This window comes from Lysinibacillus mangiferihumi (assembly GCF_003049665.1).
Classification (GTDB): Bacteria; Bacillota; Bacilli; order Bacillales_A; family Planococcaceae; genus Lysinibacillus; species Lysinibacillus mangiferihumi.
Genome location: NZ_PYWM01000034.1, coordinates 1 through 26,837 on the forward strand (window position 1 = coordinate 1; position 26,837 = coordinate 26,837).

Below are 26,837 nucleotides of genomic sequence, written 5' to 3' on the forward strand. Positions count from 1 at the left end.
TAGCAGTCGATCGTATCAACTTACTTTTACAGTTACAAAACAAAGCAGCATAATTTTTCAAAAAACCAAAAACCGACCACGGGAGCAGTCTAAGCTCTTGAAAAAATCGATTTATGAAATTGATTCATTTAAAATTTTTAGAAAGTTTTATCTTTTCAATTATAAAGGAGTTTTTATTATTTATGAGAAACATCTTGGTTTTCATCAAAGAGAATTTAGCTGTAGGCTTATTACTTTTTGCCTTGTTCTTAGGGGCAGGTAATATTATCTTTCCACCGTTGCTCGGGCAACAAGCTGGTGAACATATTACAACAGCCATGATGGGCTTTTTAATAACAGGCGTAGGCTTGCCTTTACTGGCAATCGTTGCAGTTGCAAAAGCAGGCGGCGATTTACAACTACTTGCCAGTCGTGTTCACCCAATTTTCGGTATCATATTCACTTCAATTGTCTATTTAGCAATTGGGCCGTTCTTCGCTGTTCCACGTACAGGCTCTGTGTCATATGAAATCGGCATTGTGCCATTTCTTTCAGAGGCAGCTCAAGAACATTGGGCTCCGCTATTCATTACATCGATAGTATTTTTTGCTTTAATACTTTATTTAGCATTCAATCCATCGAAACTTGTAGATCGTGTAGGGAAAATTTTAACCCCTGCGCTCTTAATTGTTATTTTACTACTAGCTGTTAAGAGCTTTATTACTCCAATGGGTGAATCAGGCACAGCGGTTGGGAATTACACAGATTCGCCATTTTACGAAGGTTTTGTAAAAGGTTATTTAACGATGGATGTTCTTGGTGCTCTCGTATTTGGTATTGTTATTTTACAGGCATTACGTGGTATGGGAATAAACGATACTAGAAAGCAAGTCAAAACAACCATTTTTGCAGGGATTGTCGCTGCCATTGGCTTGGCCTTTGTTTATATTTCACTTGGCTATATCGGCAATACAAGCATTGGCGCAATTGGTACATCTGATAATGGTGGCGTCATCATTGCAAAATCAGCAGAATACCTTTTTGGCGACTTTGGAAGTATTATTTTATCGATTACGATTTTATTAGCTTGTATTTCTACTGCTGTTGGCTTGTTGACAGCCAATGCACAGTTTTTCAATAAGCTATTTCCACAAATCTCATATAAAACATTTTTAATCGTCTTTACGTTATTTAGTGTAGCGATTACAAATGTTGGGTTATCGACAATTATTAATACTTCACTTCCAGTATTATTGATTATCTATCCGCTTGCAATCGTACTGATGGTGTTATCACTTGTCGATCATTTCTTTAAAGGTGGACGAATTGTTTATGTGCTAGCGTTAATTCCGACATTCTTTGTCAGTCTTTACGATGGCTTAAAACAGATGAAAATCACGTTTACTTCTTATGAGAATATTTTAAATATTTTGCCACTGTATGAGCAAAGCCTTGGTTGGCTTGTTCCTGCAATGATTGGTACAATTATAGGTTTTATTATTCATAAGCTTTTTAAGAAAAACTAAACTTCAAACAAACAGACACGTCTTCCTTTTATAGACGTGTCTGTTTTCATTCGCTGTAATTTGGTAATTCATGTATAATAAACATAAGTCATTAGAAAAGAGGTGTCTTATGAAAAAAGTATTATGGTCCTTCATTTTTATACTGAGTGTTATCCTATTTCCTGTATCAAACGCTTCTGCTGCAACTAACGAACAGCAACTCGTTGAGGAAATCAAGGAAATCATTACAGAAAATTATGTTGGTAAAGTAAACGGTAACTTACAAAATGCGAAAACTATTTCGGAAATCATTAATATGTTAGACCCTTACTCAACATATTTTACTAAGCAAGAATTTGAAGAATTTATGAATAGCATTAATATGTCGACAATCGGTATTGGTGTTGTCATTGAAGAGCATGATGACGGCATTCATATTCTACAAGTAATCGAAGAAAGTGGAGCAGCTGAAGCTGGTGTCGTGGCAGGAGATATTATCATCGGCATTAATGGTCAATCCATTGTAGGTAGCTCAACTCAGGAAGCCTCTTCCCTGCTAATCGGTAATGAAGGCACCGATGTGCAAGTTAAGCTATTACATGAGAATGGTACTACTTCTACTAAAACTATTACACGTAAAAAATTCACCCTACCAAACGTAGAATCTGCTTTATTGTTTGGTGATGTTGGCTACATAGCAATGTCTTCTTTCTCTGAAGATGGCGCACAACTAGTGAAAGACGCACTGACTCAGCTTAAGCAACGTGGTGCTACTTCTTTTATTTTAGATTTACAAAATAATGGCGGTGGCTATGTTGCAACGGCAGAACAGCTGACTGGATTATTCCCAAAAGCAAAAATCGCCTATTTATTACAGGAAGCCCATGCCTCTTATGAAGTGCGTGCTGCACAACAAAACATTAAATTCCCAACAGATACACGTATTTTAGTAAATCGCTATAGTGCAAGTGCTTCAGAAATGCTGGCAGCTTCGTTACAAGATCAACAATCTGCGATTCTATATGGTGAAACTACTTATGGTAAAGGGGCAATGCAAGGTTTCTTTGAATTACATGACGGTAGTTATTTAAAGCTTACTGTAGGTAAATTTACAGGTCCTGCTGGTCAAACGATTAACGAAGTAGGCGTGAAACCAACTATTCAAACGAAGACTGCACCACTCTTCCAAGCTCATTACGATGCCATTAAAGCACAATACAAAGAGTATCAGGAACTAGTAAGCCTAAAAAATGTACCAACTACAAAAACATTTGTAGTTAAATTTTCGCAAGCCTTCTCTTCACCAATTCCTGAAGGCAGTGTACAGCTTGTTGCTTTAGGCGGAGACGAAATTCCAATTACTACAAAAGTAGGAAAAGACAATTCCTTACTCGTTACACCTAAAAATCCTTTAGGAAAAGGCCAAGAGTATATGTTGCTCGTTCATCCAACTATTCAGAAACCTACAGGTGACAAACTGCAAAAAGGTATTTATCTTCATATTGCAGTAACTAACTAACTAACTAACAACGAGCCATCTCATTAAACAAAAGCGTTTGATTGTCGCTCCAAAGCGGAAATCAAACGCTTTTCTTATAGAATTGCTGTTCCCCATCATAATGGCGATTCCAAGCTAAAATCAGCTAGAAGCGGAACAAAAATCTCCGTTGCCTCCCCATTCCATAGAGCATTGACTGTTAAAAAGAGTCTGGCTATTTTTAATATGATTATGATTAGAAAGCCTTACTTGTTTGGGGTGGAAGGCGCGACACTCCTGCAGGACAGCACGAGCGGAAAATCCATTTTTGTGGCGCGCCCAGCCACAAAAATTAGTTGGAGCCGTGCCTGCGGAAAGGGAGCGCCTGGAACGGAATTCACCATTGCCTTACAATAAAAATCCCTCTCAATATTGAGAAGGATTTTTCACTCACTAAAATTTCTAACAATCACACACGTGGAGTTTCTTTTAATATAAAAAAGATATGAACTAAATTTCGCGCAAGTTCACATGGCTTGCATTTTTGTTCTAGTAAATTCGTTAATATTAAACGTTCAAAAGAGCCAACAAAACTCTCTGCAACTATTTTTATATCGATATTTTGTAATTTAAACAAACTATCACAATCATGTCGATAAACTAGCTCAATAAATTGCTGTGTAAGCTGCGATTTAACGCTTGATGATTGTTTCGATTCAAAAAAGCCGATTTTCGTTAACTTTGGATTTTCAATAATATAGAGAAACATCAAAGATAATTTATGTTCTAGCATATGAATAAAGCCTTCCAGCCCTTTTTCAGCCTGTTCGGAATGATTGTCCATAATCGCATAAAATCCAAGCTGAAATTGTATGTTTAAGTCCTCATAAAGCGATTCTTTACTTTTAAAATATAAATAAAATGTGGGCTGTGTTACATCTGCTGCTTTTACAATATCACTTATTTTCGTAGCATGGTATCCCCTTTCAGCGAAAAGCTCCACAGCCTTTTCCAGTAATAATTGTTTACTTTTTTCACCATTTGAGTTGATTTTCCTACCTCTTGCCATCATTGTCACCTTACTCTGTTAAAAATTATTACCATGTTTAAAAATGTAATTTTAAATAGTAAATACCATCACAAGATCCATTATTTCACTTTCCACTATCTGAATAATGTTAATTATAATATAATTCCAAAAATTACACTATGTATATTCAACAAAATATGGTGTTTGGTACTTTTCTAATCTATTGAAAAGCAATGTAATAAGCTAAAAGCATTATCTTAAACAAAATTGATTTATGCGTGATAAGAAATACAAAAAGCATGCTGGAAGTACTACTTCCAACATGCTTTTTGCGCATTTTATTTTAACTATAATGCTTATTGTTTTAATAACTTCTTTTTCAGTTTATCCGTAAATTCTTTTACTTCTTTGATGCCAAATACTAAGTAGGAACCTACAAAGACAGCAATAAAGATAGCTAGACCTACAATAAACGTTAACCACTTATATTCAAATACTAAATAGTGGCTGGAGTAATACATAACTACCGCAATGACAATCATTGGTGGCACCGCTCTAAAAAATTGTAACTCTTTGCTAAAGATGCCCATTTTCAAGTCGTACTTCACTATTGCATAGCCAACTAACATAATAAAGTTTGTAATGGCACTAATTAATGTACCCCAAGCGATTGCTTCGGCGCCGTAATTTTCTACCATCAACATAATTACGGCTATATTGACACCAAATACATTGATTAAACTAAAAATAACTGGCGCCATGGAGTCGCCCTTTGCATAATAGAAACGCGTAATATACGTATTTGCCGCTAAAAAATACATGGACAACACGAATATTGCTAAAACAGCTGCAGTAAGCACTGTCGATTTTGCATTGAAATTACCATACTGGAAGACCACCTGTATCAAGTTTTCTGAGTAAAAATAAGAATATATTGTTACGGGTATCAAAAGCAATAATAAATAGTGCAATCCTTTAGAATATAGGCTTTTAATAGATGCAGAATCATTATTCGCTTCTTTTTGACTCAGAATCGGATAAATTACTGTTGTCACAGCTGTAATTAAAATCGCTTGCGGGAATTGCATTAGCTTGGAAGAATAGTTCACAGCTGCTACAGCCCCTTCAGAAAGCATGCCAGCAAAAACACGCTGTAACAAAGCATATAATTGAATTGTCGCTCCTCCGAGCATAATGGGTAAGACCATAATCCAAAGCTGCTTGGAGGAGATATTATGTTCAAATGAAAACCCGACTTTATGGGAATCTAATTTGCGATAACCAATTATTAAGAAATACAACATAATCGCCGCACTAGCTAAAGCACTTATACCGTATCCAAGTGCTTTAATACTTTCAAGTTGAGATAACCCAACGGCAATGACTAAGAAAATCGCATTGTAAATTAAAATGGCAAAGCTCGATAAGTGGAATTTTTCATTGACATTCAGTAAACCACTATACCAAGAAGATAAAACAAGTAAGATAGATGAAGGCATCATCCAAAAGTACAAGTTTTTCAATAAGTCTAAATCACTTTGACTATAATCTTCCTTATTTTTGCCTTGGTTAAACATATCCATAATTGGATTGGTAAATGCTAATAAAATAATCGTCATAATAGACACAGTCAACAATACAACCGTAAAGGACTGTTTTACAAATAATGCTCGGTCTGTTGTTTCCCGATTATAAATCGAGATTACGGCTGTCGTAAAAGCGCCACCTACTACTAAATATAAAAAATTTGGGATGGTGTAAGCTGTGAAAATACTATCCGCAGTATGGGATACCCCATATTGGATACCGATAATGACCTCACGTAAAAAGCCGAAAACACGAGCAACGATATTAATAATCGCTACTGCCCCTACAATTTTAATAAATTTATTCATAAGTCATCCCTACCTTTAATGGCCGACTTATAAATGTCTATACATCTAGCTGTAATATTTTTTTCATCGTGAATAGCTAATATTTCATTAACCGCTTCACGATTCATATATTGATCTTTCGGCGTGTTCACTGCACGCAGCATCTCCTCAGATAAAGCCATAGCGTTCCCAGGCTCCACTAAATGCCCCGCACCCTCACCAAGTAGCGATACAAGCCCACCTACTTTAGAAGCGATGACAGGCGTATCTGTTGCTAGTGCCTCTAATGCTACAAGACCAAAACCTTCTAAATGTGATGGTAACACAAAGACATCACTTGCCTGGAACCACTTTACAAGTTCCTGTTGTTGTAGTGGGTCTATAAATTTGACGTCTTCACTAAAGAATGGTTGCAAAGATTGGTAAAAATTATCATCTCTTCTAGATCCTATAATTTTTAGCTCGATAGGTCGCTCCACTTTTGTTTTTAACATTTGGAATGCCTGTAATAACTCTTCTACACCTTTTTGCTTAATGACATTTCCTACAAATAGAAAAACGAAAGCCTCTTTCGCCACTTGCAATTGTTGACGTACTTCAGCTTGTCTCCCCTTTGAAAATACATGACGATTGACACCCATGCTAACAACAGAGATTTTGTCGGGCGCTATGTCAAAGTCTTGCTCAATTTGTTGTGCTAACACAGGACCTACGGCGATAACATGGTCACTTTCACGTAAAATGCTCGCTGTCCAATTGCGAATTCTCGCATTTTTCTTTGCCATACGTTCGATGTCTCCACCATGAGCAGTAACAATGTATGGTATACCAAACATTTTCTTTAAAAGTAACGATAACATCCCTGAAGGAAACACGTAGTGTGCATGTGTTACATCGATTGATTTTCGATATTTCAAACCCTTCATTAATGTAGAAAATCCCCATTTAGCATATTTGACAATCGTGTTTTTCTTGCCTGTAGCTGGGTTTGTATTCACTGCTATTTCAACGTCTAGTCCAGCTTTTTCAAGCGCTGTCACTTGGTTTTTCACAAAAATACCGAATGATAAATGATCAGATGAAGGATACATATTACTAATGACGAGTATTTTTTTCATAGACGTGTCACTGCCTTTTTCATTAATTCCTGACCATACATGGCCTCTTTATGAATATGTGTAGCAATTTGTTTCGTCTCTGCAATTGACTGTTCCCAATTGCTACTTAGTTTGCCAACTAATTTAGAAAGAGCTTTCTCATCATCTTCTATATCCTGCATCTGTAAGCACCGATCTGATGCGCCGACAAAGGACATAAAATCTTGCACCTTTGTATGATAGGATACAGCTATAATGGGAGTCTCTGAATTGGTCGCCAATATTAGCGAGTGTAAACGCGTACCAATTATAATATCTTGCTCACCTGTTACTTCAAGTAAACGTTCAGGCACAAGATTTTCCTCAATTATTTCTGTATGAGCACGATGTTGCATTTTTTTCTGAATATCTTTTGTCACGGTTACATCTTGCGGAAACTTTGTTGCAAAAAATGTAATGTGAACGTTTTGCTCAGAAATGACTTGATCTAAATTTTTCGCCATACCTGTTACATATGCATCGTATTTTGCAACATTACCTTCTGGCCAATAGTTTGCATTATAATATGGAACGGCTGAAACACCAATTTTCGTTGGCTTATCAGCATAGTCTTTGCGATCACCTTTTAACGTAAATGCAGGATCACCAATTACTTCAATCGGTTTTTTGACCCCGATACTTTGTAAAAGTTTTTTAGACTGAGGATCACGCACAGAGATATTTGCTGCATAACGACACATGACGCGGATACTAATTTTACCTGAGAATGTATCGAGTGGTCCTGCGCCGCATCCGTATATAATGTAGGGAATATTACTTTGTTTTGCCATCATTGCGTATGTTCCATAAAGATGGGCCTCACGTTTATAAAAGTCCATTAAAATACCACCACCACCGATGATGAGGAGGTCAAAATTCGAAACATATTGTTTGTTATTTCTATAAGTATGGATAAACGTTTTATATAAATTGCCCTTTTTATAATACAATGGATAGCTATGTACCCCATAACGCGCGGATGTTTGTTGTGTGTTATTGCTGAAAACGGTAATGTCGTCACTCGTTACCGAAAATGTTTGTTTTACTTGTTGAAGAATGCCGTATAATATTGATTCATCACCATTATTATCATTGCCGTAATTCCCCACAATGCCTATTTTCATTAAAAAACATCCTTTTACTTTTTAATACAGAGATTATACCACAATTGCACTTATTCGTTCTTTTTAAAAATAGTAAAAAAAAGGGGAGCCCCGAATTTCAACGAGATCCCCCCTTTTCTAGCACCTTATGACAATACTAAATCAGATAAAACAGCAAAATAGTACTACTTTATTTTGCTTCAGCTAGTAATCTATTGCTAACTTTTATTTATGAATTGCTCTATAAAGGAACAGACCGAAATGCGCTCGGCTAATTGCTTCATTTGGTTTAAAAATGTTACCATCATAGCCTGTTGTAATCTTGTTAGCTGCTAGTTGTTGTACAAATGTATACGCCCAATGATCTTTTGGAACATCCTTAAAGGCAATACCACTTGTTCCATTTAATTGATATGCGATTGCAACAATTTTCGCCATCTGTGCTCGTGTTAATGTTGCATTCGGGTCAAAAGTATTGTTTTCGCGGCCACTCATAATGCCCGCTTCCACAACGGCTGCAATTTCTTTAAAGTAAATGTGATTTGCCGGTATATCTTTGAAGTTTGGATTTTTCACATTTTTTGTATTTAAACCTAGTGCACGGCTAATAATGACAGCTGCATGTGCACGTGTCAGTTTGTCATTCGGTCTAAATGTTCCATCAGCCTGTCCGGTAATAATATTTTGAGACGTTAAATATCCAATCTCTTTAAAGTATACGTAATTATTTGGAATATCTTTAAACAGCGCTGGCTTCGCTACAGTAACTGTAGCAATTTGACTCTTCGTGCCTAAAGTTGCAATGACCTTACCTGTTGTACCAGGATTTTGTGCGGTAAACTTACCATCGCTCGTTATAGTACCGATATTTCCTTCTACAGACCATTTCACTTGAGATGGATTATAAACAATCGGCTTGCCTGCATCATCTTTTGCATCGATTGTAAATTTCACAGATTCTCCTGCTCCAACTGTTTTAGAGCTTGGCGTAACATTCATTGTTGTAGGAGCATCTACTACTTTGACTTGGAATGATCGCACCGCAGCGCCATCATAGCCGATGTAAATGCGTTCATCACCAGCCTGCGTTGCTGTATAGTTTAAACCATTAATCTGTAATGTTTGGTTTTGAGAAGCTAACGTTACATGACCATCTAGTGGTAGTGTCGTAAAGTTATCATCTAAAACGTATTGTATTGCGACACTCGATGAAGCACCTACTAGCAATGTTGCATAGTTTGTACTATTCGTAAATTTAATATGTGTCGCCTTGCCATTTGGCGCGGTACTTACCGCTTGTAGTGTGGCAGATACGAGACGCTGAGTATTACCTGAATTGGAAGGTAAATTCGCTAAAACAACATTATTACTGCCGTAGTTTCGAATTCCCATTGTTGTCGAACCACCGCCATCTAAATTAATGGCTCTATCCACCCCAAGTGCCACTAAATAATTAGCAAGTTGCACCATATTCATGCCCTTACTATGGCTTTGACGTCCATCTACTGTGATGAAATGTACAGTTTTTCCATCGTTACTTGTAGCCACTACTGTACGTGGAGCAACTTCTTTTGCACGTGAACTTGTTGTGCTCATCATAATATAAGGTTTACCATCCTTTACTAGATAAGGACCACTTGCCAACATAAATTGTGCATTTTGCCAAAGTTGGTCAATTGAAAAGTTTACACTCATCTCATCGCCAACCGCTACATGGCTTAACTTTTTGTGCCAATCGCCACCCTGTAAAGATACAACGAAGCCAGTAGATGGAATCGTTAATTTATCTTTTGATCCATAGGGCTTAATTTGTGTGACTTTTCCAGTTAACGTTTGACCAAATGTATTTTCTGTTATCGGCGAACCTGTGTCTACTACCATTTCAAACCCGAATTCATTTGTATCTGTTGTTTTACTATAAAACTGTGGTGTATAAATAATCGCTTCATTTATATTGCGAATACGATTTAACCCTGACATTTCATATTTCGTGCCATTATGGGCTAGTGTGACATCAAAATCAAAATAATCAATGACACCACGACCATCCGAATTCATACCAAAAGCTGTTGGAACGTTCATATATTGGTCGGAACCTTTTGAAACCGCACCACCATTTAAAATAACATTATTTTTAGCTAGTAAAAATAATGGATAACCTTCAGACATATTATAAAAACTTGCATTAATAGCACCAACTACTCGATTTCCCTCACGAGAATGACGATTTGCATTTGCTACTGTCGATTCTTTTCCATTGACTGCTGCGGGCATTCCTAATTGTACTTCTGTCGTTGCATCATCAACATTAATCGTTAAGTGATTAATAGAATTTGTATAGGTATTGCTGTATGTATATTGTTTATACTGCACACCTTTTGAAAGTGGATAATTCTTCTTTTCTGTTTGAAATGCATAGGCATTTAGCGGACTAACAACAATCGACATCATTACAACTAAAATCAGTAAAATTTTTGCTATTCTTTTCATTTTTCGCGCTCCTCATGAAATGTAGAGCCCTCACCTTCCCTTCTATGTTTTTCTTCTATAAGATTATCAAAAATATGCCAAAATAGCTATGGAACATTTAAGCTATTTTCCAGTTTCATATAATTGGTAAAAAAACTATTTATATTGACGCATTTTATGATAATACGCATATTTAACCTTATGTCAACTCTCTAACTTTGGTAAAATGATGTTAAAGTTTAGGAGGGTAAAAATATGAAAAAACTATCAATCATTGCAATGCTTATGACAATAATTAGCTTGCTCTTTTGGCAACCCCAATTAGCATCTGCTGATGAACTATCAGGGCATGCCCACGAAAAGGGTCTTCGTTATTTGATATCCAAAAACGCTATAGTAATGGATGATAATGGCAGTTACCGCCCCAATGACAATGTTACACGCGGAGAATTTGCTTCGTATTTAGCAAAGGTCATGAAGCTTGAAGCGAATAACGGTATGGTATTTACCGATGTACCTGATACATATGTGTATGCAACAGATATTCAGCTTGCTGCTACAGCCGGCATTATAACTGGCTACATAGACGGGTCATTTAAGCCTGACGCCGCCATTTCAAGACAACATATGGCCATTATGTTGGAGAGAGCTATTGATTATTTAAAAATTCCTAAAGGTACGTCATCCATTACATTTAAGGATAATGCTTCTATTATTAAAGACTACCGTTCTGCTGTAGCAATCGGTGCACAGTTAGGCATCATCATTGGTTCTAATGGCTACTTTATGCCCGAAAAAAATGCAACAATTGGACAAGCTGCAACGTTCATTGAACGTTTGATGTTACTAGCTGGTGATGGAGCTGCCGACGTCTCAACGTATGCGATTAAGGAAATTTCAAATGGTACACTGGTCGGCAATCAAGGCTTTGCAAGTTTTGACGCTGCTGAAAAAGCAATCACAAAAAATACCCAAGTGATTGTCCAAAAAGATAAAATTGTGAAAATGTCCTCCGGCTATGTTGTCACGAATAATTATGTTGCACTTTATTCTGAAACGATTAAAGATCAAATCGCTGTTGCAGGTAATACAGAGATGGAATATATCAGCAGTGATGCCACGCAAGTAAAAGTGAGATTAGCAGGTCAGGTTGGCTATTTAAAACAAGCAGATGTCACGTTAATTCCGTTTTCCCTAAGTAAAGGACGCTCTTACTACTCCAACGAAAATGGTGAAATTAAACATACGCTATACGATTATAAAACAAATAAATATTCTTCAAGCTATGTTTACGGAAAAGCACCTGCCTTCATGAAACAAGGTGAAAAATACTATAGCTGGAATGGCATTTATTTCACAAATGGAAATAGTTCTTCGAAAGGTGAAGCTTATAACTATTATCAATTTTTACCCGCACGTGCAACAACGCAATATACAGCAGAAGAAATTGATGCTTACATTCTAAATAAGCTTGCCGAGGTTGAAAGTACAGGTATTACGCTTTATAAAGATGCTACAACAAAAAGTAAGCTAATCGGTTTAGGGAAGACATTAAAAGAAGTTGAGGCAAGCTCAAAAATTAATGCCATGCTAATATTGGCACTTGCGCAACATGAAAGTGCTTATGGTATGAGTGATCATGCTCAAAATTTAAACAACCTATTTGGTTTATATGTTTATGACACAAACCCACTTAACAAAAAATTCGATAGTGTCGCTGCTAACATTAACGAACTTGTTGAGAAGTTTTTACAACCAAACTATATAACACCAGGTGGCTCTCCAGGTAGAAACTATGCGAATGGTGCTGTAGTTGGTTCAAAGGCACTTGGCTTTAACGTCAAATATGCATCAGATCCATTTTGGGGTGCTAAAATTGCTGGCCACTACTACCGTGCTGAAAAAGCATTAGGCTTCAAAGATGCAAATAATCCATATAAAATTGGCTTAACAACTACTGCAGGCCTAAATGTTCGTTTAGAGACTTCAACTAGCAATAGTCCACTCTTCACATATGCGCGCAGTGGTATGCCAGTTATCATCGTTAACACGGACATCAATGGCTGGCATGAAGTGCTACCTGATAAGCTTCATACAGGCACAGCTTACATTAGTAAAGATTATATTAAGCTTATAGATACAGTGAAATAAGAAATAGCGCCAATCCAATAGCTAAATTGGATGGCGCTTTTTTATGGTTACATCGGTGTGGGTGATTTACCCGCGATTTTTTGTGGTTTACCCGCGAAATGCACCTGTTTACCCGCGATTTTTTGTCATTTACCCGCGAAATGCACCTGTTTACCCGCGATTTTATGTGGTTTACCCGCGAATCACACACATTTACCCGCGTTTACAATAAACAAAAGGGCTGCCCACAAGAGGATAGCCCTTCATTATTAATATTTAAGTTTTCTTTGCTCGGTTTTAATAATTGCCGATGCAATGACGACGAAACCTAACATTAAAATAAAGATTAAATCAAGTAATCCAGTGTGCATAGACACGGTAAACAATGTAATGACAAATGCGTACGCTACTGAGTGGAAACTACGAATGCCACCTTGTTTCACTTTATTATAGATTAATGAAATTAACACACCGTACAATAAGAAGCCAATTGCCACAAGCGCATAGCCACCATCTAGGAATAGCTGTCCAATAAAGGTCGGTGTTGTCGTTCTTGTAGGTCGTGTAATATATTTACCTTCTTCCACGCTTAAAGAGTTAACAACCTCTGTTACCTTCATACGTGGTGAAATTTGCTCACCCGGAAGAATTGTATTAAAGATACCTTTATGAATTTGACCGTTTAAATAGCCCTCTTCTTGTGTGTACTCGATAATTTTACTTAAAACGATATGACCTGTTACACTTTCACCATTTAATGAACGCATCCATTTTGGCGTTAAGTTTACTTTTTGCTCAACTGTTAACAGTTTTTCTTTTTCTGTCTCTGTCAGTTCTACATCTGGTTGATCGCGATTATTAAATTCTTTCGTTGTATCTTCTGTCACCACACGTAAGAAACCGAACATCGAGAATGCTACACCTATAACAAATAATGCTGTTAGGAACCAAGTTAATTTTACACGTTTCACAACATAGTGGAAAATAATAATTCCAGTAAATAGCATAATAATTAAAGGCGTACGATAGCCCATTAATAGGAATAGGAACATCACAACAGCAAAGATTGAGCCGTATACTATTGCCTTCTTCCACGTCATATTCTTTTCTAAAATCATTTTGTAAGATAATAATAGTAAAATTCCGTACCATAATAACTGACTAAAAAAGTTTAGTTTTGGATCAAGATTACGACGATTGGATTCATCGGAAATTCCTAAACCACCGCCAAAGATCATCATTAAATAAGACGCTAATCCGATTAATGTTAATAACACAACAAAGTGAATCACATATTTTCCTAAGAACGATAGCCCGAATGTTGGGATTGTCCATTGTAATCGATCAATTATATAAACACCGATGTAATAGCAAACAAGCGCTAGTAATACAGCTGGCAAAATTGACACACGAACATTAAATAATTCAAATCGATGAAAATCAAATAGACTTGTAAAGAAATATAGTACTAATATAAAAGGTAAAAAGAAATACGGTGAAAACGTATCAATCTTATTGACCTTTGTGAAAACTTGCTTCAGTTTATTCATACATGTAATACATCTAAAAAGATGTTATTGCCCTCCTCTATCATGAATCAATAGTTGTTATCACTATTATTCTTTAGTTTTCCCTACAAAAACAAAGGTTATTATATCATAAATACGGTTAGACTTATAGAAAGGATTGAATTGATTTTACATAAAAAAGCTAAAAAATTTCATTTTTACCTAATTCTCTACGAATCAGTCAATATTTAGGTGTATGATGAAATTTAGTAATACTATTTTGAGAAAAATAAAAAGCAAGGATGTGGATTTATTGAAGAAATATGTTATTTCCTTCATCGCTGTCTGTGCTTGTATGCTTGTTGCATTGCTATCACCGACGCAAGCCCAGGCTACAACACAAAAAATCGGCATTGTTTTCTCTGAAAGTAGTGAGAAATATGCCAACACTACACACCCTGGTGGTACATATGAGGGACAAACAGTATCTCCAAAGGTCGACTATAGCTCAACGTATAACAAAGAACTTAAAGCATACCTTTTATATCAGCAACAAGGCTTCCATGTAGAGAAAATTTTCGAAAAGGACTTAAATAACCTAGAAAACTTAAGTCAATATGATGCAATCGTCTTTCCATATACGGTCATGATGAATCATCAACAACGAGAAAATCTCAAAATATACGTTCGAAATGGTGGCGGTGCTATTTTTGCATTCCAAACAGCACGTAATGAATCAGCAAAATTTCCGAAAGCTGGTCAAATGGATCTTTCTCCATTAATCTATGACGTCGACTCTTGGGTCATGGAATGGGATAACTTATCAGAAGTTTTCAATGCACGCTTTATCGACGATATTGTGCTAGGTAACGCGACCATTAGCAATGCAAATTCAGTTCACCCAATTATACAAAACGCCACAAAAGAGCTCGGTAAAAGCACGCTTAGTCTGTCAAAATCGGATAAAGAGTGGGTTGAAATTATAAAACCTTGGCAAGGTGGCTCCGCTTCACCGATTTTATATTTCTCGAATTACAACTATACCGATAAGCCACAAACGATGAAGAAAAATGAATTTGGTGCTGCTCATGCTATTGAATATGGCAAAGGAAGAGTTGTACAAATCGGCTTCAAAATTTTCGATTATATGACGATTAATGTGAAAGCAGACTGGCAAGACAATGAAAACGGTGCTGCTTACTCGACCACACGGGGCGACACAGATGCTCAAATATTTATGAAGCACGCTTTACATTGGGTTGCCGAAGATCACGATGGATATGTGCCACGCCGCTATCATCTTTCTCTATACTCTGACGGTGTGCAAAGTTATGTAGCGCCATCTGGTCAATTTGTCTTTTACTCTACAGTAACAGTAAAAAACAACGGTAATGTGCCTGCTCGTGGTACGTTAACAGTAGAAATTGTTGATGCGAACGACCGTATTGTCGGAAAGGGGCACGATCGTTACATACCAGGTCTAGCCGCAGACGCGACAACATCGAACGCAGACCGGAAAGATATTAGTACCCACTCGGAAAAATATCAAATCTTGATGCCTGGAAATTTAGCCGCTGGAACGTATACGATACGCACTTCCTTCATTGAAGGTCGTAATGATCGTAAAAATGCAGACGAAAAATTTGCAACTATTGCAGAAATTAAAACGCTCACACGCACAAAAGGTTCCAATAAGGCCTCTATTGGCAATGCTCCATTCTTCCAAGATGTACCAAAATCAAGTGGTGCTTACTATGATATTAAAAACTTACATGCACTTGGTGTGGTAAAAGGCAGTAATGGCAAATTTAATCCCCAAGGCACATTAACACGCTTGCAAGCTACCGAAATGGTGTTACGTGCACTAGGAATTTCACCTTTAAGTTCAGCCACATTGCATGCCAGTGATATCAAAGCAGGTGATTATGGCTATGCAGTACTAGCTACAGGCGTTCGTTACGGGATTATTACTTTAGAAGATGGTAAAATCAACGCGCACCAGCCAATGACACGTGCTGCTATGGCACATGCACTTGTTAAAGGTTTTAAGTTACAAGGCTATTCTAGTAAATCATTTTCTGACGTTCCTACATCTCATACCTATTTTAAAGATATTCAAGCGCTCTATGCGTTAAATATAACAACAGGCTATGCAGATCAAACATTTAAGCCAAACAATACGGTATCCCGTCAAAACTTTGCTCAATTTGTTAATCGTACATTACACGCAAATGCGAAATAGATTTTGACTATTGTCAAAATCTACTATTGCTAGTTAAATCCAAATAAAAAAGAGCTACACAGTTCATATTTTGAACAATGTAGCTCTTTTTATTATTGTTTTGCGTAATATTGATAAATTCCTTTATAAATCGCTTCAGCAAATAACTCAACATATTGATCATCTGTCATTTTGCCTCGGTCTTCACTATTCGTTAGGAAGCCTAGTTCCACTAGAATCGATGGAATTAACATGTTACGAATAACATAATATTGTTGTTCTTTCACGCCGCGATTTTTCATGTTTAAGTTATTCACAATTTGGTTATTTACAAAAGTAGCTAAATCAATATCTTCTTGAAACATATCTCCTGTTGTCACAGCATAATATGTTTCAGTACCTTGTGCAGAGGTGCTAGATGCTGAGTTTACATGAATACTAACAAAGATTTCGCCATAGTTTGCATCCGTAAAGTCAACGCGATCTTGCAGTGATGGATACGTATCACCTGTGCGTGTCATTGACACTTTCGCTCCCGCTGCTTCCAGCTTTTGTCGTACAAGTGTCCCAACTTTTAATGTAATCGCTTTTTCCGAATTGGAGCCTACGACAGCGCCTGGATCTTTACCACCGTGACCAGGGTCAAGAATGATAATACGATTTTTAAGTGGATTGCCATTTTGGTTTAATAGTTTTAAATACGATTTATGCACATAACCTTTTTGGCCATCAAAAGTAATTTCAGCCCAATAGCCATTAATACTGTTGACATGCACATAATCGCCCTTGCTTAATTTACCTAATACCGTTGACGTAGAGTTCGCTTCTTTACGAACATTTAAACTATCAACAGTTGTACGACCTAGTAAATCTCCTCCTGTTACAGGTGGAGGCGTTGGATCTGGTTTTGAAGGCTGTTCTACTTCTACATCCTCTGTGCTATTTGCTACAACATAACCTGGCAAGCCATTTACGATTGTTAAATGGTAGCCATTAACCGTTTTGTAGACAGGTAGTTTAACATTACTATTAACTGTTGAAATGATTTTAGAAGAGGAAGTTGGCTTCACATAAAGATTAATACCTTGTGTTGTTTTTACTTCTTTTTGAATTTTGCCTAATGCATTACCATCCGCATCTAAAAACTGAGCGTATGTTTTATAAATATAAGCAAAGGCACCTTTATATGTTACTTTTAACCAGTCTCCTTCAATTGCATAGACTGATAGTTTTCCGCCTTTATTAACTGTGCCTACAATGTTTGTACTCGAAGTTGAATCTTTTGATTTACGAATATTCAAGCCATCTGTTGTCACTTGAACTAAACCAATAACTTGTGATGTATCAGGAACAGCTACACCTTTTACTGGTAGCTCTAAACGATATTTTTCACTTTTTGCACGCGCAACAAATAATGCGAATTGTGCACGTGTTACCGAGCTATTTGGATTATAGTTTTGGCCGCTTCCTTTTGTAATACCATTATAGTAAATCGCATTGACATATTGAACGTAAGGATTTGTAATCGCTACATCCACAAAAGGAGAATCCATATTTTCGTATTCACTTGCATCCAATTTAAATGCTTTTGTTAATACATAACTCATTTCATCACGAGTTAAAGGCTTGTTCGGTAAAAACTTACCAGTTGTGTTTGTTTTAAAGTATCCTAATTGGATAGCACGTTCAACATAACCTGAAAGCTCTGTACCAACCGTTACATCTGAAAAATTGGACTTGCTTACCGTTAATGGTTTATTACCTGAAGCCACAACTGCCATTTTGGCAACTTGTCCACGTGTTACCGTATTATTCGGTTTATAATACGTTTTACCTTTTTCTGTATATCCTTTTATGACACCTAAACTAACTAAATAATTGATCTCTTCATAAGCTTCATGCTTTGGGTTTGAGGGAATATCTTCAAAACCACCACTTGCATTTGCACTATGTATCGTAAACATAGAAGCTGAAATGAATAAGACGCATAATATAAGACTGATTTTTTTAAAGTACAATGTCTTATTTCCTCCCTTCATGTTTCGTGTTCTCTGTTCATTTTAACAAAAATCCACTTGCAAAACTATCATAGATTGTAACTATTCGACATTTTTTTGTTATCACCTCATTTCACAAAGATTCATAAAAAGAAGAGAGCCTGCATGTGCAAACTCTCCTCCATTTATACGTTATTTAAAAGAACTTCCATGCAATGCTTTACTCCAAACGTAGCCCTTGTCCGAAGCAAAGTAGAAATTGATTATTTATTCACTTGCTTAGCACGCTCAATAAATGTCTCTAATTGAGAAATTTTTAACATTTCATCATAACCGAAGTTGCCATTATCTTTACCTGCTGTAATACCGTTTGATGCGATAATTGAAATATATTCTGTTGCCCAATAGTTTTCAGGAACATCTGCAAATGTCATCACATCACCTTGATGCTCAAGACCAAAAGCAACTACTAAAACTTTTGCAATTTGTGCACGAGTCATTGGAGAAGATGGATTAAATTTGCCGTTGTCATCACCAGAAAAAATGCCTAATTTCGCTACAGCAGCAATTGCCCCAGCATGTGCATAAGTAGGTTTTACGTCTGCAAATGACGTATTTTTATCAGAAGTATCTAAGTTAAGAGCTTTTGCAATTTGAACAGCAACTTCAGCACGTGAAGCATATACTGTAAAATCAATTGCAGCTTCTTTCACTTCAGCTGCTGCTACTTTCGTTACTTCAGCTTGTTGTTCAGTGTCAAATTGTGCTACACGTTTTGCACCAATATAACGAGAGCTCCAGTAATATGGATCGTTTACATCCGAATAGCTTACACCTTTACCTGTTTGAGAGTGAATCATTTTACCGTCACCTATGTATATTGCGACATGTGAAATACCACTACCACTCGTGTTAAAGAAAAGTAAATCGCCAACTTGAAGATCACTCTTTGCTACTTCAGTGCCTTGTTGATATTGTGAGCTTGAAGTACGATTTAATTTAATGCCTAAATCACTGAAGACTTTAGAAGTAAAGCCTGAGCAATCTAATCCGCTAGTAGTTGTACCACCATAAGCGTAAGGAATACCTAAATATTTCGAAGCTGTTTCAGTGACTTCATCTGCAGTCGCCGCTTCAGCGTTATCTATTTGAATTGTTGAAAATAACATAAAAGATGCAAAAATCGGTAATAACCATTTTTTCTTCATAAGTTTGTTATGCCCCTCTCAAAGAACTTTTTTGCCTATACATAGACTATCACAAATGATGGTGTTTTAATTTTTCAATTGTGTAACGGTTTTGAAAGTAAAAAAAACGTTGATATACCAACGTTTCATGGTTTATCAACGTTAAAATATGGGTATTAATTAATGGGTATTCCGGCTTTTTGTAACATTCCTGTAATATAAGCCACGCTTTGTTACAATAGACAATGACGAAAATTGCCGATAAAAACCCATGAATTGCTCGTAAAACAAGAGAAATTGCCGATAAAAGTCCATGAATCACCCGTAAACCCTCAGAAAGTGGTCAATATATTCATATCAAAAAAGTGTTAGATTGAGCGCTCAATCTAACACTTTTTTCTTTAAGCCTTCTAACCGACTTATTCAATACGAACATTCCCTACATATTGTACACTGCCTGCCGTACTGCTAAATTTAACTTCCAGAACATAGCTTCCTTTGTCGGTTGGGAATTGAAATTCTCTAAAATCATCAAATTCCAGTTCGATTCGCGCGTCATCTTTTAACAAGAAAGCAGACACTTGTGCGTCAGTCCAAATATCTCCACCGTTTTTTTCGTTCTCCTCAAAATCCAAAGATGTTTTTTGACCTGGTAAGACCTTTATTTCATCCAATGACGATGCGTATTTTTTAATATCTTCGATGGACTTCTGTACATCTTCACTTGCTGTCTTCCAACTGATATTTGCTTCTGTTAATTGCACAGAGGAATGATCAAAATTTAAATGAGCAGTTGGCACTCCAACATCATAGTCCTCACCAATACAGCCTGTTAGTGTAAAAGCAAAAAGCAATCCAATCAATAAATTTACAAATACTTTCATCTTACACCTCATTATTTTAGTTTAAGCTACGTTGTCAATATTAGCGCATTGACTTGCTAGTGAAACTAACATGAAACGATACAACTCTACAATCTGATCGCCACCTGTTCTACAATGAGCTGCAATAATTTTTATCTGATTCATTCGCATCAAGGCTGGCATTACCAATATAATTTATGGATGAAAACATTAGGGCAAAAGAAAATTTCCCAAAGTATGTCTCGCAAAGCGATGTGTGCAGACAATGCGGCGATGGAAAACGTCTTTGGCATATTCAAACAAGAGATGTATTACGGTGAAGTATTAATGTCGTATGAAGAATTGCAGAAGAAAATCGAACAAATATATCGACTACTATAACAATGAACGTATTAAACAAAACTGGCTGGCATGAGTCCAGTAAAATACCGAACTCAAGTCAGCCAATTAGCTGCATAATAAAAACTCTAACTTTAAGAGGTCACTACCAAGTGTCCTCTTTTTCCTATTTCCCCACTGTCATCAAGTTATTGACTAGAAAATAATTGTACCCAATAGAAATTTCCTTTGCCATCCACTGCGATGGCAACACCGGTGTTTGTATAATTTTCACGTAAAATATTATCGCGGTGTGCTGGTGATGCCATCCATGCTTTAACAGCCGCCTCTGGAGTCGGAATATTTCTTCCTATATTTTCACCTAAGCTCGTATATGAATAATCAAATAATGTTGCTAAATCCCATGGCATTCCATAGTAAGGTGATTCGTGCTCAAAATAATGACGATTAATCATGTCCTGTGCCTTGATAACAGCCACTTGTGTTAATGCTTCATCATAGTTAAGACTCTGTAATTTTCTTTTTTGTCTTTCGTTATTAACTAACCTAATCACATCATTAGACATGGCAGATGAGTAATTTTTGGTCGAAATATAAGACTTCGATAAGTAATCATAGGCTGCTTCGAAATTGGTTAGTGTCGTCGAAAAATCAAGACTCCGTTCAACTATGGAGGCAAATTGTGCACGTGTTACCAATTGATTCGGTGCAAATTGTTTTGCATTGATTCCTTTAATAATGCCCACATCTGCAAGTGATTCAATATAATCCTTTGCCCAATGCCCTTCAGTAATATCACTAAACTTACTATTATTTTGTGAATCGACCTCAATATTGTAAGCAAGTGTTATCATTTTAGCAATTTGCATGCGCTTCAATGGGGCATCAGGATTAAAACAATCGCCATCTTGTAATATTCCTAATTCCACCAATGCACAAACTTCCTTGTAATAAGGATGTGCTGGAGATAAATCTCGAAAATTAGGAGCAGAGGGAGCAGTCATTTTTAGTTGCATCGAACGGGCAATTGCTGCCGCTGCCTCTGCTCTCGTAATAGTCTGCTCTGGCTTAAATGTCCCATCCTGATAGGTTGTCATATATTGCTTATCCAACATGTGCTGAATGGAACGATTCGCCCAATGAGTAGATGGAACATCCTTTACTGGTTCTGCCGCTAAGGCAACATCTATTAGGTTTGGAAGAGGCACAGCATGTGGTGTAGCCAGCAAAATAAGCGACAAACCGACAATACTAGGTACTTTTTTTAACATAGCTTTCTCCTTAAATATGTATGAAAATTTTTGCATTCATGCCGATATTTCATCGCTTCATATAAGCAACGAATATCCGCTAGTGTATCGTCTTTACCCTATTTACCACATAATAAACATACCATTATTACCTGTTTTTTCCTACAAAGATTTTTAAAAAAATCACTCTACAGGCACATTCTTTCCCAAGAGTGATTTTTCTTTTTACTCAACACCAATAATGTATAGGTCATTATTATTTTTTTGTAATATGCGATAAAGGAATAAAGCCATTTGACCACGTCGTACATCTGTATACGGAGAAAATGTCGTAGCGCTAGTACCTTGCGTAATCCCATAATCTAATAACGTTTGAATGTATCGATTGGTTTCAACATCTTTTGTAAAATCTGTAAAAGGTGCAGTTAACGATGTCGCTTGTTGTAAATGAAAGCCCAGTGTCAGCATTTTTGCCATTTGACTACGCTTAATAGAAGCATCCGGATTAAATTGATTTCCTTTTTGGATAATACCATTAGCTGCTAGTGCTGCTATATAGCCATAATACTGATGCGAAGTTGGCACATCGCTAAAACCTGGATTGTCCACGTTGTTCGTTTGCAACTGAAGTGCTTGTGCTAAAAAATAAGCTGCTTCTCCACGCGTTAATTGTTGATAGGGACTAAAGGTTGAAGGTGTTGTACCAAATACAATGCCTTTATTGTATAGCTCGCTTACTGCATGATAGAGCTCAGTTTCACTATTATTGTTTGTAATATCTACAAATGGCATGGAAGCCGCTTCCGTAGGAATTACGGCAACACAAGGCGCTACAGCTAAAGCCGTAGCAAATGCCCATGCATATTTAGTATGCTTTATTTTCATAAACCTTTGCCCCTTTAAATGTATTTTAACCATTTAAAATAACGAAAAGAGGGACCCACCCCTCTCTTCATCTATTTAGTCCAATCCTAATGTCTTCGCATGCTCTTGTAAAATGCGATAATTGTAAACTAAATCTTGTTGCTCCAACGATAGTGAGCTATATAGTTTTTGTGCAGCAATCACTTTCTTTTCAAATGTTTTTGAATCGGGATCTAGTTCCCCAATCGCATTGACTACTTTTAACACTGCTGCTACATCTTTTTCTGCACCTTTCAACTTATCGTAGTTGATCACTTGTCCTCTTACTTTAGAGTCTAGCGCCTTATACGCAGCTACTGCATTTTCAACATCTTGGATATACGTACTTGATGTTGGAGAAAGACTAGCGATGATCTCCACCACTTTTTTTACTTCACTCATATTTTTCTCTGCTTCTAGTAAAATCGAATAATTCGATACTCTTTGTTTATCTGTTGTATTAAGGCTATCGTAGTCTTTACGTACAGACTCAATCATCCCAAAGTACATTTTATCGCTCGGTTTTAAAGCCGCAATACTCTTGTAGACGTTAATTACATTATCTAATGAAAGAAGCACTTGCTCATTATAGACATATTTACGTTGTGTAGCCGTTAAATTATCATAGGCTTTCAAAATCTTTTGATATTGACTATCCATATTTTTGGATGTCATCAATTTATCAATCTCATTGATAACACTAATAACTGGCTTAATCAACTTTTCTTGGTCTTGTAATGTTCTGTAATTCGCTACTGCCAATTGCTGATCTTTCGGCAATGCATTATAAGCTGCACGAATTTCCTCAATACGTTTGACATATTGTTGTGGTTCAATATTTGGCAACTCATCAATCATGCGTTGGACATTGCCAGCACCTAATATGCTTGTTTCCGCAGCTTGCAACAACTTGTAATTCGTCACATACTGCTGCATTTCTTTGCTGAGTGCTTCATACAATGCACGCGCATGTACAGTATCTTCTTGGAATGTCTTGCTCGATGCTTTTAACTTACTAATTAATTCGATTACGTTAGCTAATGGTTCATAGCTTTGTAATGTTGCCATATTGTTGACAAACGCCTTTTGGTCTTTCGTCAATTTATCATACGCTTTACGTGCTGCATTGACCTTGCTAACAAAATTATTGGCACTTGGGTCTAACGTATCGATTTGCACCATGACATTTAAAATTGGCTTCACTTGTCTTTCACGATCCGTTAATGTCTTGATATTTGAAACAAGCTTTTTCTGTCCAGTTGGTAGTTTATCGTAAGCAACACGTGCATTCATTAGCTTAGTTAAATAATCCTCTGCTTCTGGAACTGCCGCATCTATTAATGCAATCACTGTACTTGCGGAAGTAAGCTCCGTTTCCGCTGTCACCAGCTTTTCATAGTTGATGATTTTCTGTTGTTTGTCTGGTGGTAGTGCATCATAATTGGCACGTGCAGTTTTTAAATCGTTTAAAAACGTCTTACTTGTAGGCTTTAACGTTTCAATTAACCCGATTAATGATGCTACATCTTCGACAGCTGTTAACTGTTCATAATTGGTCACGCGCTTTTGAGATGCTGCATCTAATGCATTGTAAGCTTTACGTGCTGCTATTACCTTTTTCGTATAGTCTTTATTCGTTGGGTTTAAGGCAGAAATTAAATTAATAACCTTCACAACGTTGGCATTATTTTTCTCATACGTTGTTAATGTTTTATATTGTGTTACTAATCTTTTGGCATTTTTGTCCATCGCTTTATATTCAGCCGATAATGCCACTACTTTTGCAACAAATGTGGCATCTGATTCATTGGCTAATGCATTGACTTTATCATCAAACTGTTGAGCAGTGGTGATATAGTTGTTGGCTGTTAACAACGCTGTGTAGTTCGTCACTAATGCTTGCGCTTCTGGCGACAGTTTATTATATTCTGCAAGCAAATTAGCAACCGTGTCTTTATAATCTTTACGTGACGTATTTAGCCCCATAATAGGATCGATAAGATTCATAGCGTCCACTTGATTTTTTAAGTTTTTATAGCTTTTAACATACTCGCGTTTGGTCGGATCTAACTTTAAGTAAGCTGTGTTAGCAGCCTTCGCTTTTTTTGTATAGTCCTTCGCCGTTGGATTTAGTTTTTCTACTAACGTAATAACATTTAAAACTGCTTTATGAGAGCTCTCCCACGTTGTTAACTCAGACAAGTTTTTCACGATTTTTTTCACACTTGCTGCGTCAATTTTTTGTCCAGCAGGTACTTCAGGCGTGTTATACGCTTTACGCGCTTCTTCTATTTTCGAGATTTTATCTGGCGCAGCCGCAATTTCAGAAATCAATGACTCAATGACTTCTGCAGCCGCAATATTAGATTCAGCTAATTGTAAATCTTCCGCATTTTTTACAAATTCTTTATTAGAAAGCTTATCATATTCCGCTCTTGCCGCCTTTACTGCTATACGATACGCGTCCGTATTGGAAATACGTAATGCTGTAATTTGCTTGGACACGTTGGCCGCCTCTTGATAAGGTTTTAAATCGCCATAATTTGAAACTAAACGTTTTGTCTCTGCGTCCAAGTTGTTATAAGATGCTTCAATTGCTGCTACAGTACTGATAAAACTTGTAGCTGTAGTAAAGTCTTCTGGTTTTTTCGTAGTTAGTTGCGTAATACTTGCAACAATCTTATCTGCAGAAGATAAGTTCGCTAGCACATCTGTATATTTTTTAAATGGCGTAACTGTTGTGCTGTTTGGATTATACGCTGTAACAATTTTCTTTTGGTCAGCAGTTAGAGCATTATAGCTTGTTGTTACTTCAGCGGCTGCTGTAGCAATATCACTGGAGCTTGATGTTGTGTTACCTAGTACGCTAATAAAAGCTTCTAATTTGTCAGTTGTTTCTTTCGCCTTAGTTGCATCGCCAGTCATTTTTGTAAGCTTGGCGATATCGGCACCGTTCTTTTTAAAATAATTGTTACGTTCCGTGTCGTCATAGCCGTATTGAAGTGATGTGCCGCGAACAGACGAGACAATGTCTTTGGCATCACTGGCTAATGCTGTATTGACAGCTACATTAAAATCATTTTGGACAGCCAGATAGGAATTGGCTGCTGAAGTTGAACCTAAAAATGTAGTATACTCTGCTTGCACAGCGGCAACATCGCCAACAAATGTTCTACTTGTATAGGTAATTGCATTAATGCTTTTACCTAGTTCATTTAATTTTTTGACGAACCCTCGTTGTGCCACTACATAATCATATTTCGCTTTAATAAAAGCTCGTTCATTATCATTAAAATCGGTCGTGCTTAAAACTTTAACATCGCCGTCTGCAATGACCATATCATTCGCTGTTGATGTTTCAGAAAGCTTACCAAATTGTTCAATCGTTTTATTTCTAGTTTCCGTTGTTGCTACTGCGTTGACATAAGCTACTTGTTCAGCTTGTGCTACAGTTTGTGCTTGTGCTTCTTGTACATTAGCAAGTGCTGCTGGTGTTAATAAAAGGCTCGTTAAGACACCCACTTTTAAAGGTTTCTTCAACTTGCTCATCCTTTCTTTTTACGTTATATAGGAAAATCGATATGTATCATATATTGCGAATCTACTATCTTTAGTATCGGTGATAATAACTTGATTTCAAGCTATTGTTGTAAACTCACATACAACCTTTACTAACTTACAGATAATTGCTATTTTTAGATAGAATAGACTTTTTAAAGGAAGTTATTGTTAGAATACTATATAATTGTGATAGACGCATTTATCCCGCATCGGACGTTTAAAATTAAGCCTAGTTAAAGTCCCACCTTATTGAGAAAATTCCTTAAAAAAACTAGCATTTATACTATGTTATTTACCAGTAACTA

Annotated in this window: 17 protein-coding genes; 5 read left to right on the forward strand and 12 right to left on the reverse strand. The window is 36.7% G+C overall.

Annotated features, from left to right (window positions below; all coding sequences use genetic code 11):
• The first annotated feature begins 182 nt into the window (after window positions 1-182).
• The gene (gene brnQ / locus C9J37_RS22675; protein WP_107897203.1) at window positions 183-1,505 is read left to right on the forward strand and encodes a branched-chain amino acid transport system II carrier protein; all 1,323 of its coding nucleotides are present in this window, start codon (window positions 183-185) and stop codon (window positions 1,503-1,505) included.
• 109 nt (window positions 1,506-1,614) lie between these two features.
• Window positions 1,615-3,003, forward strand: coding sequence for a S41 family peptidase (locus C9J37_RS22680; RefSeq protein ID WP_107897204.1), 1,389 nt, complete (start codon window positions 1,615-1,617; stop codon window positions 3,001-3,003).
• A 427-nt stretch (window positions 3,004-3,430) separates the two neighbouring features.
• Here the strand turns inward: C9J37_RS22680 and C9J37_RS22685 are convergent, their stop codons facing one another.
• From C9J37_RS22685 to C9J37_RS22705, 5 genes are all read right to left on the reverse strand, one after another.
• A complete protein-coding gene (locus C9J37_RS22685) occupies window positions 3,431-4,030 on the reverse strand; it encodes a TetR/AcrR family transcriptional regulator (protein ID WP_107897205.1) in 600 nt (199 codons plus the stop codon).
• A 317-nt stretch (window positions 4,031-4,347) separates the two neighbouring features.
• Window positions 4,348-5,886: a murein biosynthesis integral membrane protein MurJ gene (gene murJ / locus C9J37_RS22690; protein WP_107897206.1), complete on the reverse strand. Its 1,539-nt coding sequence runs from the start codon at window positions 5,884-5,886 to the stop codon at window positions 4,348-4,350.
• Window positions 5,883-6,983 carry a glycosyltransferase gene (locus C9J37_RS22695; protein WP_107897207.1) on the reverse strand — a complete coding sequence of 367 codons (1,101 nt, stop codon included), beginning with the start codon at window positions 6,981-6,983 and terminating at the stop codon, window positions 5,883-5,885. The genes murJ and C9J37_RS22695 overlap by 4 nt, the downstream gene beginning before the upstream one ends.
• Window positions 6,980-8,125, reverse strand: coding sequence for a polysaccharide pyruvyl transferase family protein (locus C9J37_RS22700; RefSeq protein WP_107897208.1), 1,146 nt, complete (start codon window positions 8,123-8,125; stop codon window positions 6,980-6,982). The genes C9J37_RS22695 and C9J37_RS22700 overlap by 4 nt, the downstream gene beginning before the upstream one ends.
• Before the next feature lie 204 nt (window positions 8,126-8,329).
• Window positions 8,330-10,594 (reverse strand): S-layer homology domain-containing protein, encoded by a 2,265-nt coding sequence (locus C9J37_RS22705; RefSeq protein WP_107897209.1) that lies wholly within the window; start codon window positions 10,592-10,594, stop codon window positions 8,330-8,332.
• Between the two features lie 234 nt (window positions 10,595-10,828).
• Between C9J37_RS22705 and C9J37_RS22710 the strand changes: the two genes are divergently transcribed.
• Window positions 10,829-12,724: an S-layer homology domain-containing protein gene (locus tag C9J37_RS22710; RefSeq protein WP_107897210.1), complete on the forward strand. Its 1,896-nt coding sequence runs from the start codon at window positions 10,829-10,831 to the stop codon at window positions 12,722-12,724.
• 248 nt (window positions 12,725-12,972) lie between these two features.
• Here the strand turns inward: C9J37_RS22710 and C9J37_RS22715 are convergent, their stop codons facing one another.
• The gene (locus C9J37_RS22715) at window positions 12,973-14,253 is read right to left on the reverse strand and encodes an oligosaccharide repeat unit polymerase (RefSeq protein ID WP_107897211.1); all 1,281 of its coding nucleotides are present in this window, start codon (window positions 14,251-14,253) and stop codon (window positions 12,973-12,975) included.
• Between the two features lie 271 nt (window positions 14,254-14,524).
• On the opposite strand from C9J37_RS22715, the gene C9J37_RS22720 reads away from it, so the two are divergent.
• Window positions 14,525-16,453 carry an S-layer homology domain-containing protein gene (locus tag C9J37_RS22720; RefSeq protein WP_167397406.1) on the forward strand — a complete coding sequence of 643 codons (1,929 nt, stop codon included), beginning with the start codon at window positions 14,525-14,527 and terminating at the stop codon, window positions 16,451-16,453.
• Window positions 16,454-16,545: 92 nt separating this feature from the next.
• Here the strand turns inward: C9J37_RS22720 and C9J37_RS22725 are convergent, their stop codons facing one another.
• From C9J37_RS22725 to C9J37_RS22740, 3 genes are all read right to left on the reverse strand, one after another.
• A complete protein-coding gene (locus tag C9J37_RS22725) occupies window positions 16,546-18,450 on the reverse strand; it encodes an N-acetylmuramoyl-L-alanine amidase (RefSeq protein WP_235617210.1) in 1,905 nt (634 codons plus the stop codon).
• A gap of 242 nt (window positions 18,451-18,692) precedes the next feature.
• Window positions 18,693-19,637: a C40 family peptidase gene (locus C9J37_RS22730; RefSeq protein WP_107897213.1), complete on the reverse strand. Its 945-nt coding sequence runs from the start codon at window positions 19,635-19,637 to the stop codon at window positions 18,693-18,695.
• Between the two features lie 398 nt (window positions 19,638-20,035).
• Window positions 20,036-20,500: a hypothetical protein gene (locus tag C9J37_RS22740; protein WP_107897215.1), complete on the reverse strand. Its 465-nt coding sequence runs from the start codon at window positions 20,498-20,500 to the stop codon at window positions 20,036-20,038.
• A gap of 114 nt (window positions 20,501-20,614) precedes the next feature.
• Here C9J37_RS22740 and C9J37_RS22745 point away from each other — a divergent pair, with 114 nt between their 5' ends.
• Window positions 20,615-20,860, forward strand: coding sequence for an IS3 family transposase (locus C9J37_RS22745; protein ID WP_107897216.1), 246 nt, complete (start codon window positions 20,615-20,617; stop codon window positions 20,858-20,860).
• 146 nt (window positions 20,861-21,006) lie between these two features.
• Here C9J37_RS22745 and C9J37_RS22750 read toward each other — a convergent pair whose 3' ends face one another.
• The 3 genes from C9J37_RS22750 to C9J37_RS22760 form a co-directional block, all read right to left on the reverse strand.
• A complete protein-coding gene (locus tag C9J37_RS22750; RefSeq protein WP_107897217.1) occupies window positions 21,007-22,089 on the reverse strand; it encodes a CAP and S-layer homology domain-containing protein in 1,083 nt (360 codons plus the stop codon).
• Between the two features lie 204 nt (window positions 22,090-22,293).
• Window positions 22,294-22,953 (reverse strand): S-layer homology domain-containing protein, encoded by a 660-nt coding sequence (locus C9J37_RS22755; protein WP_167397407.1) that lies wholly within the window; start codon window positions 22,951-22,953, stop codon window positions 22,294-22,296.
• Between the two features lie 75 nt (window positions 22,954-23,028).
• Window positions 23,029-26,511: a cell wall-binding protein gene (locus tag C9J37_RS22760; RefSeq protein WP_407656266.1), complete on the reverse strand. Its 3,483-nt coding sequence runs from the start codon at window positions 26,509-26,511 to the stop codon at window positions 23,029-23,031.
• Window positions 26,512-26,837: the final 326 nt, after the last annotated feature.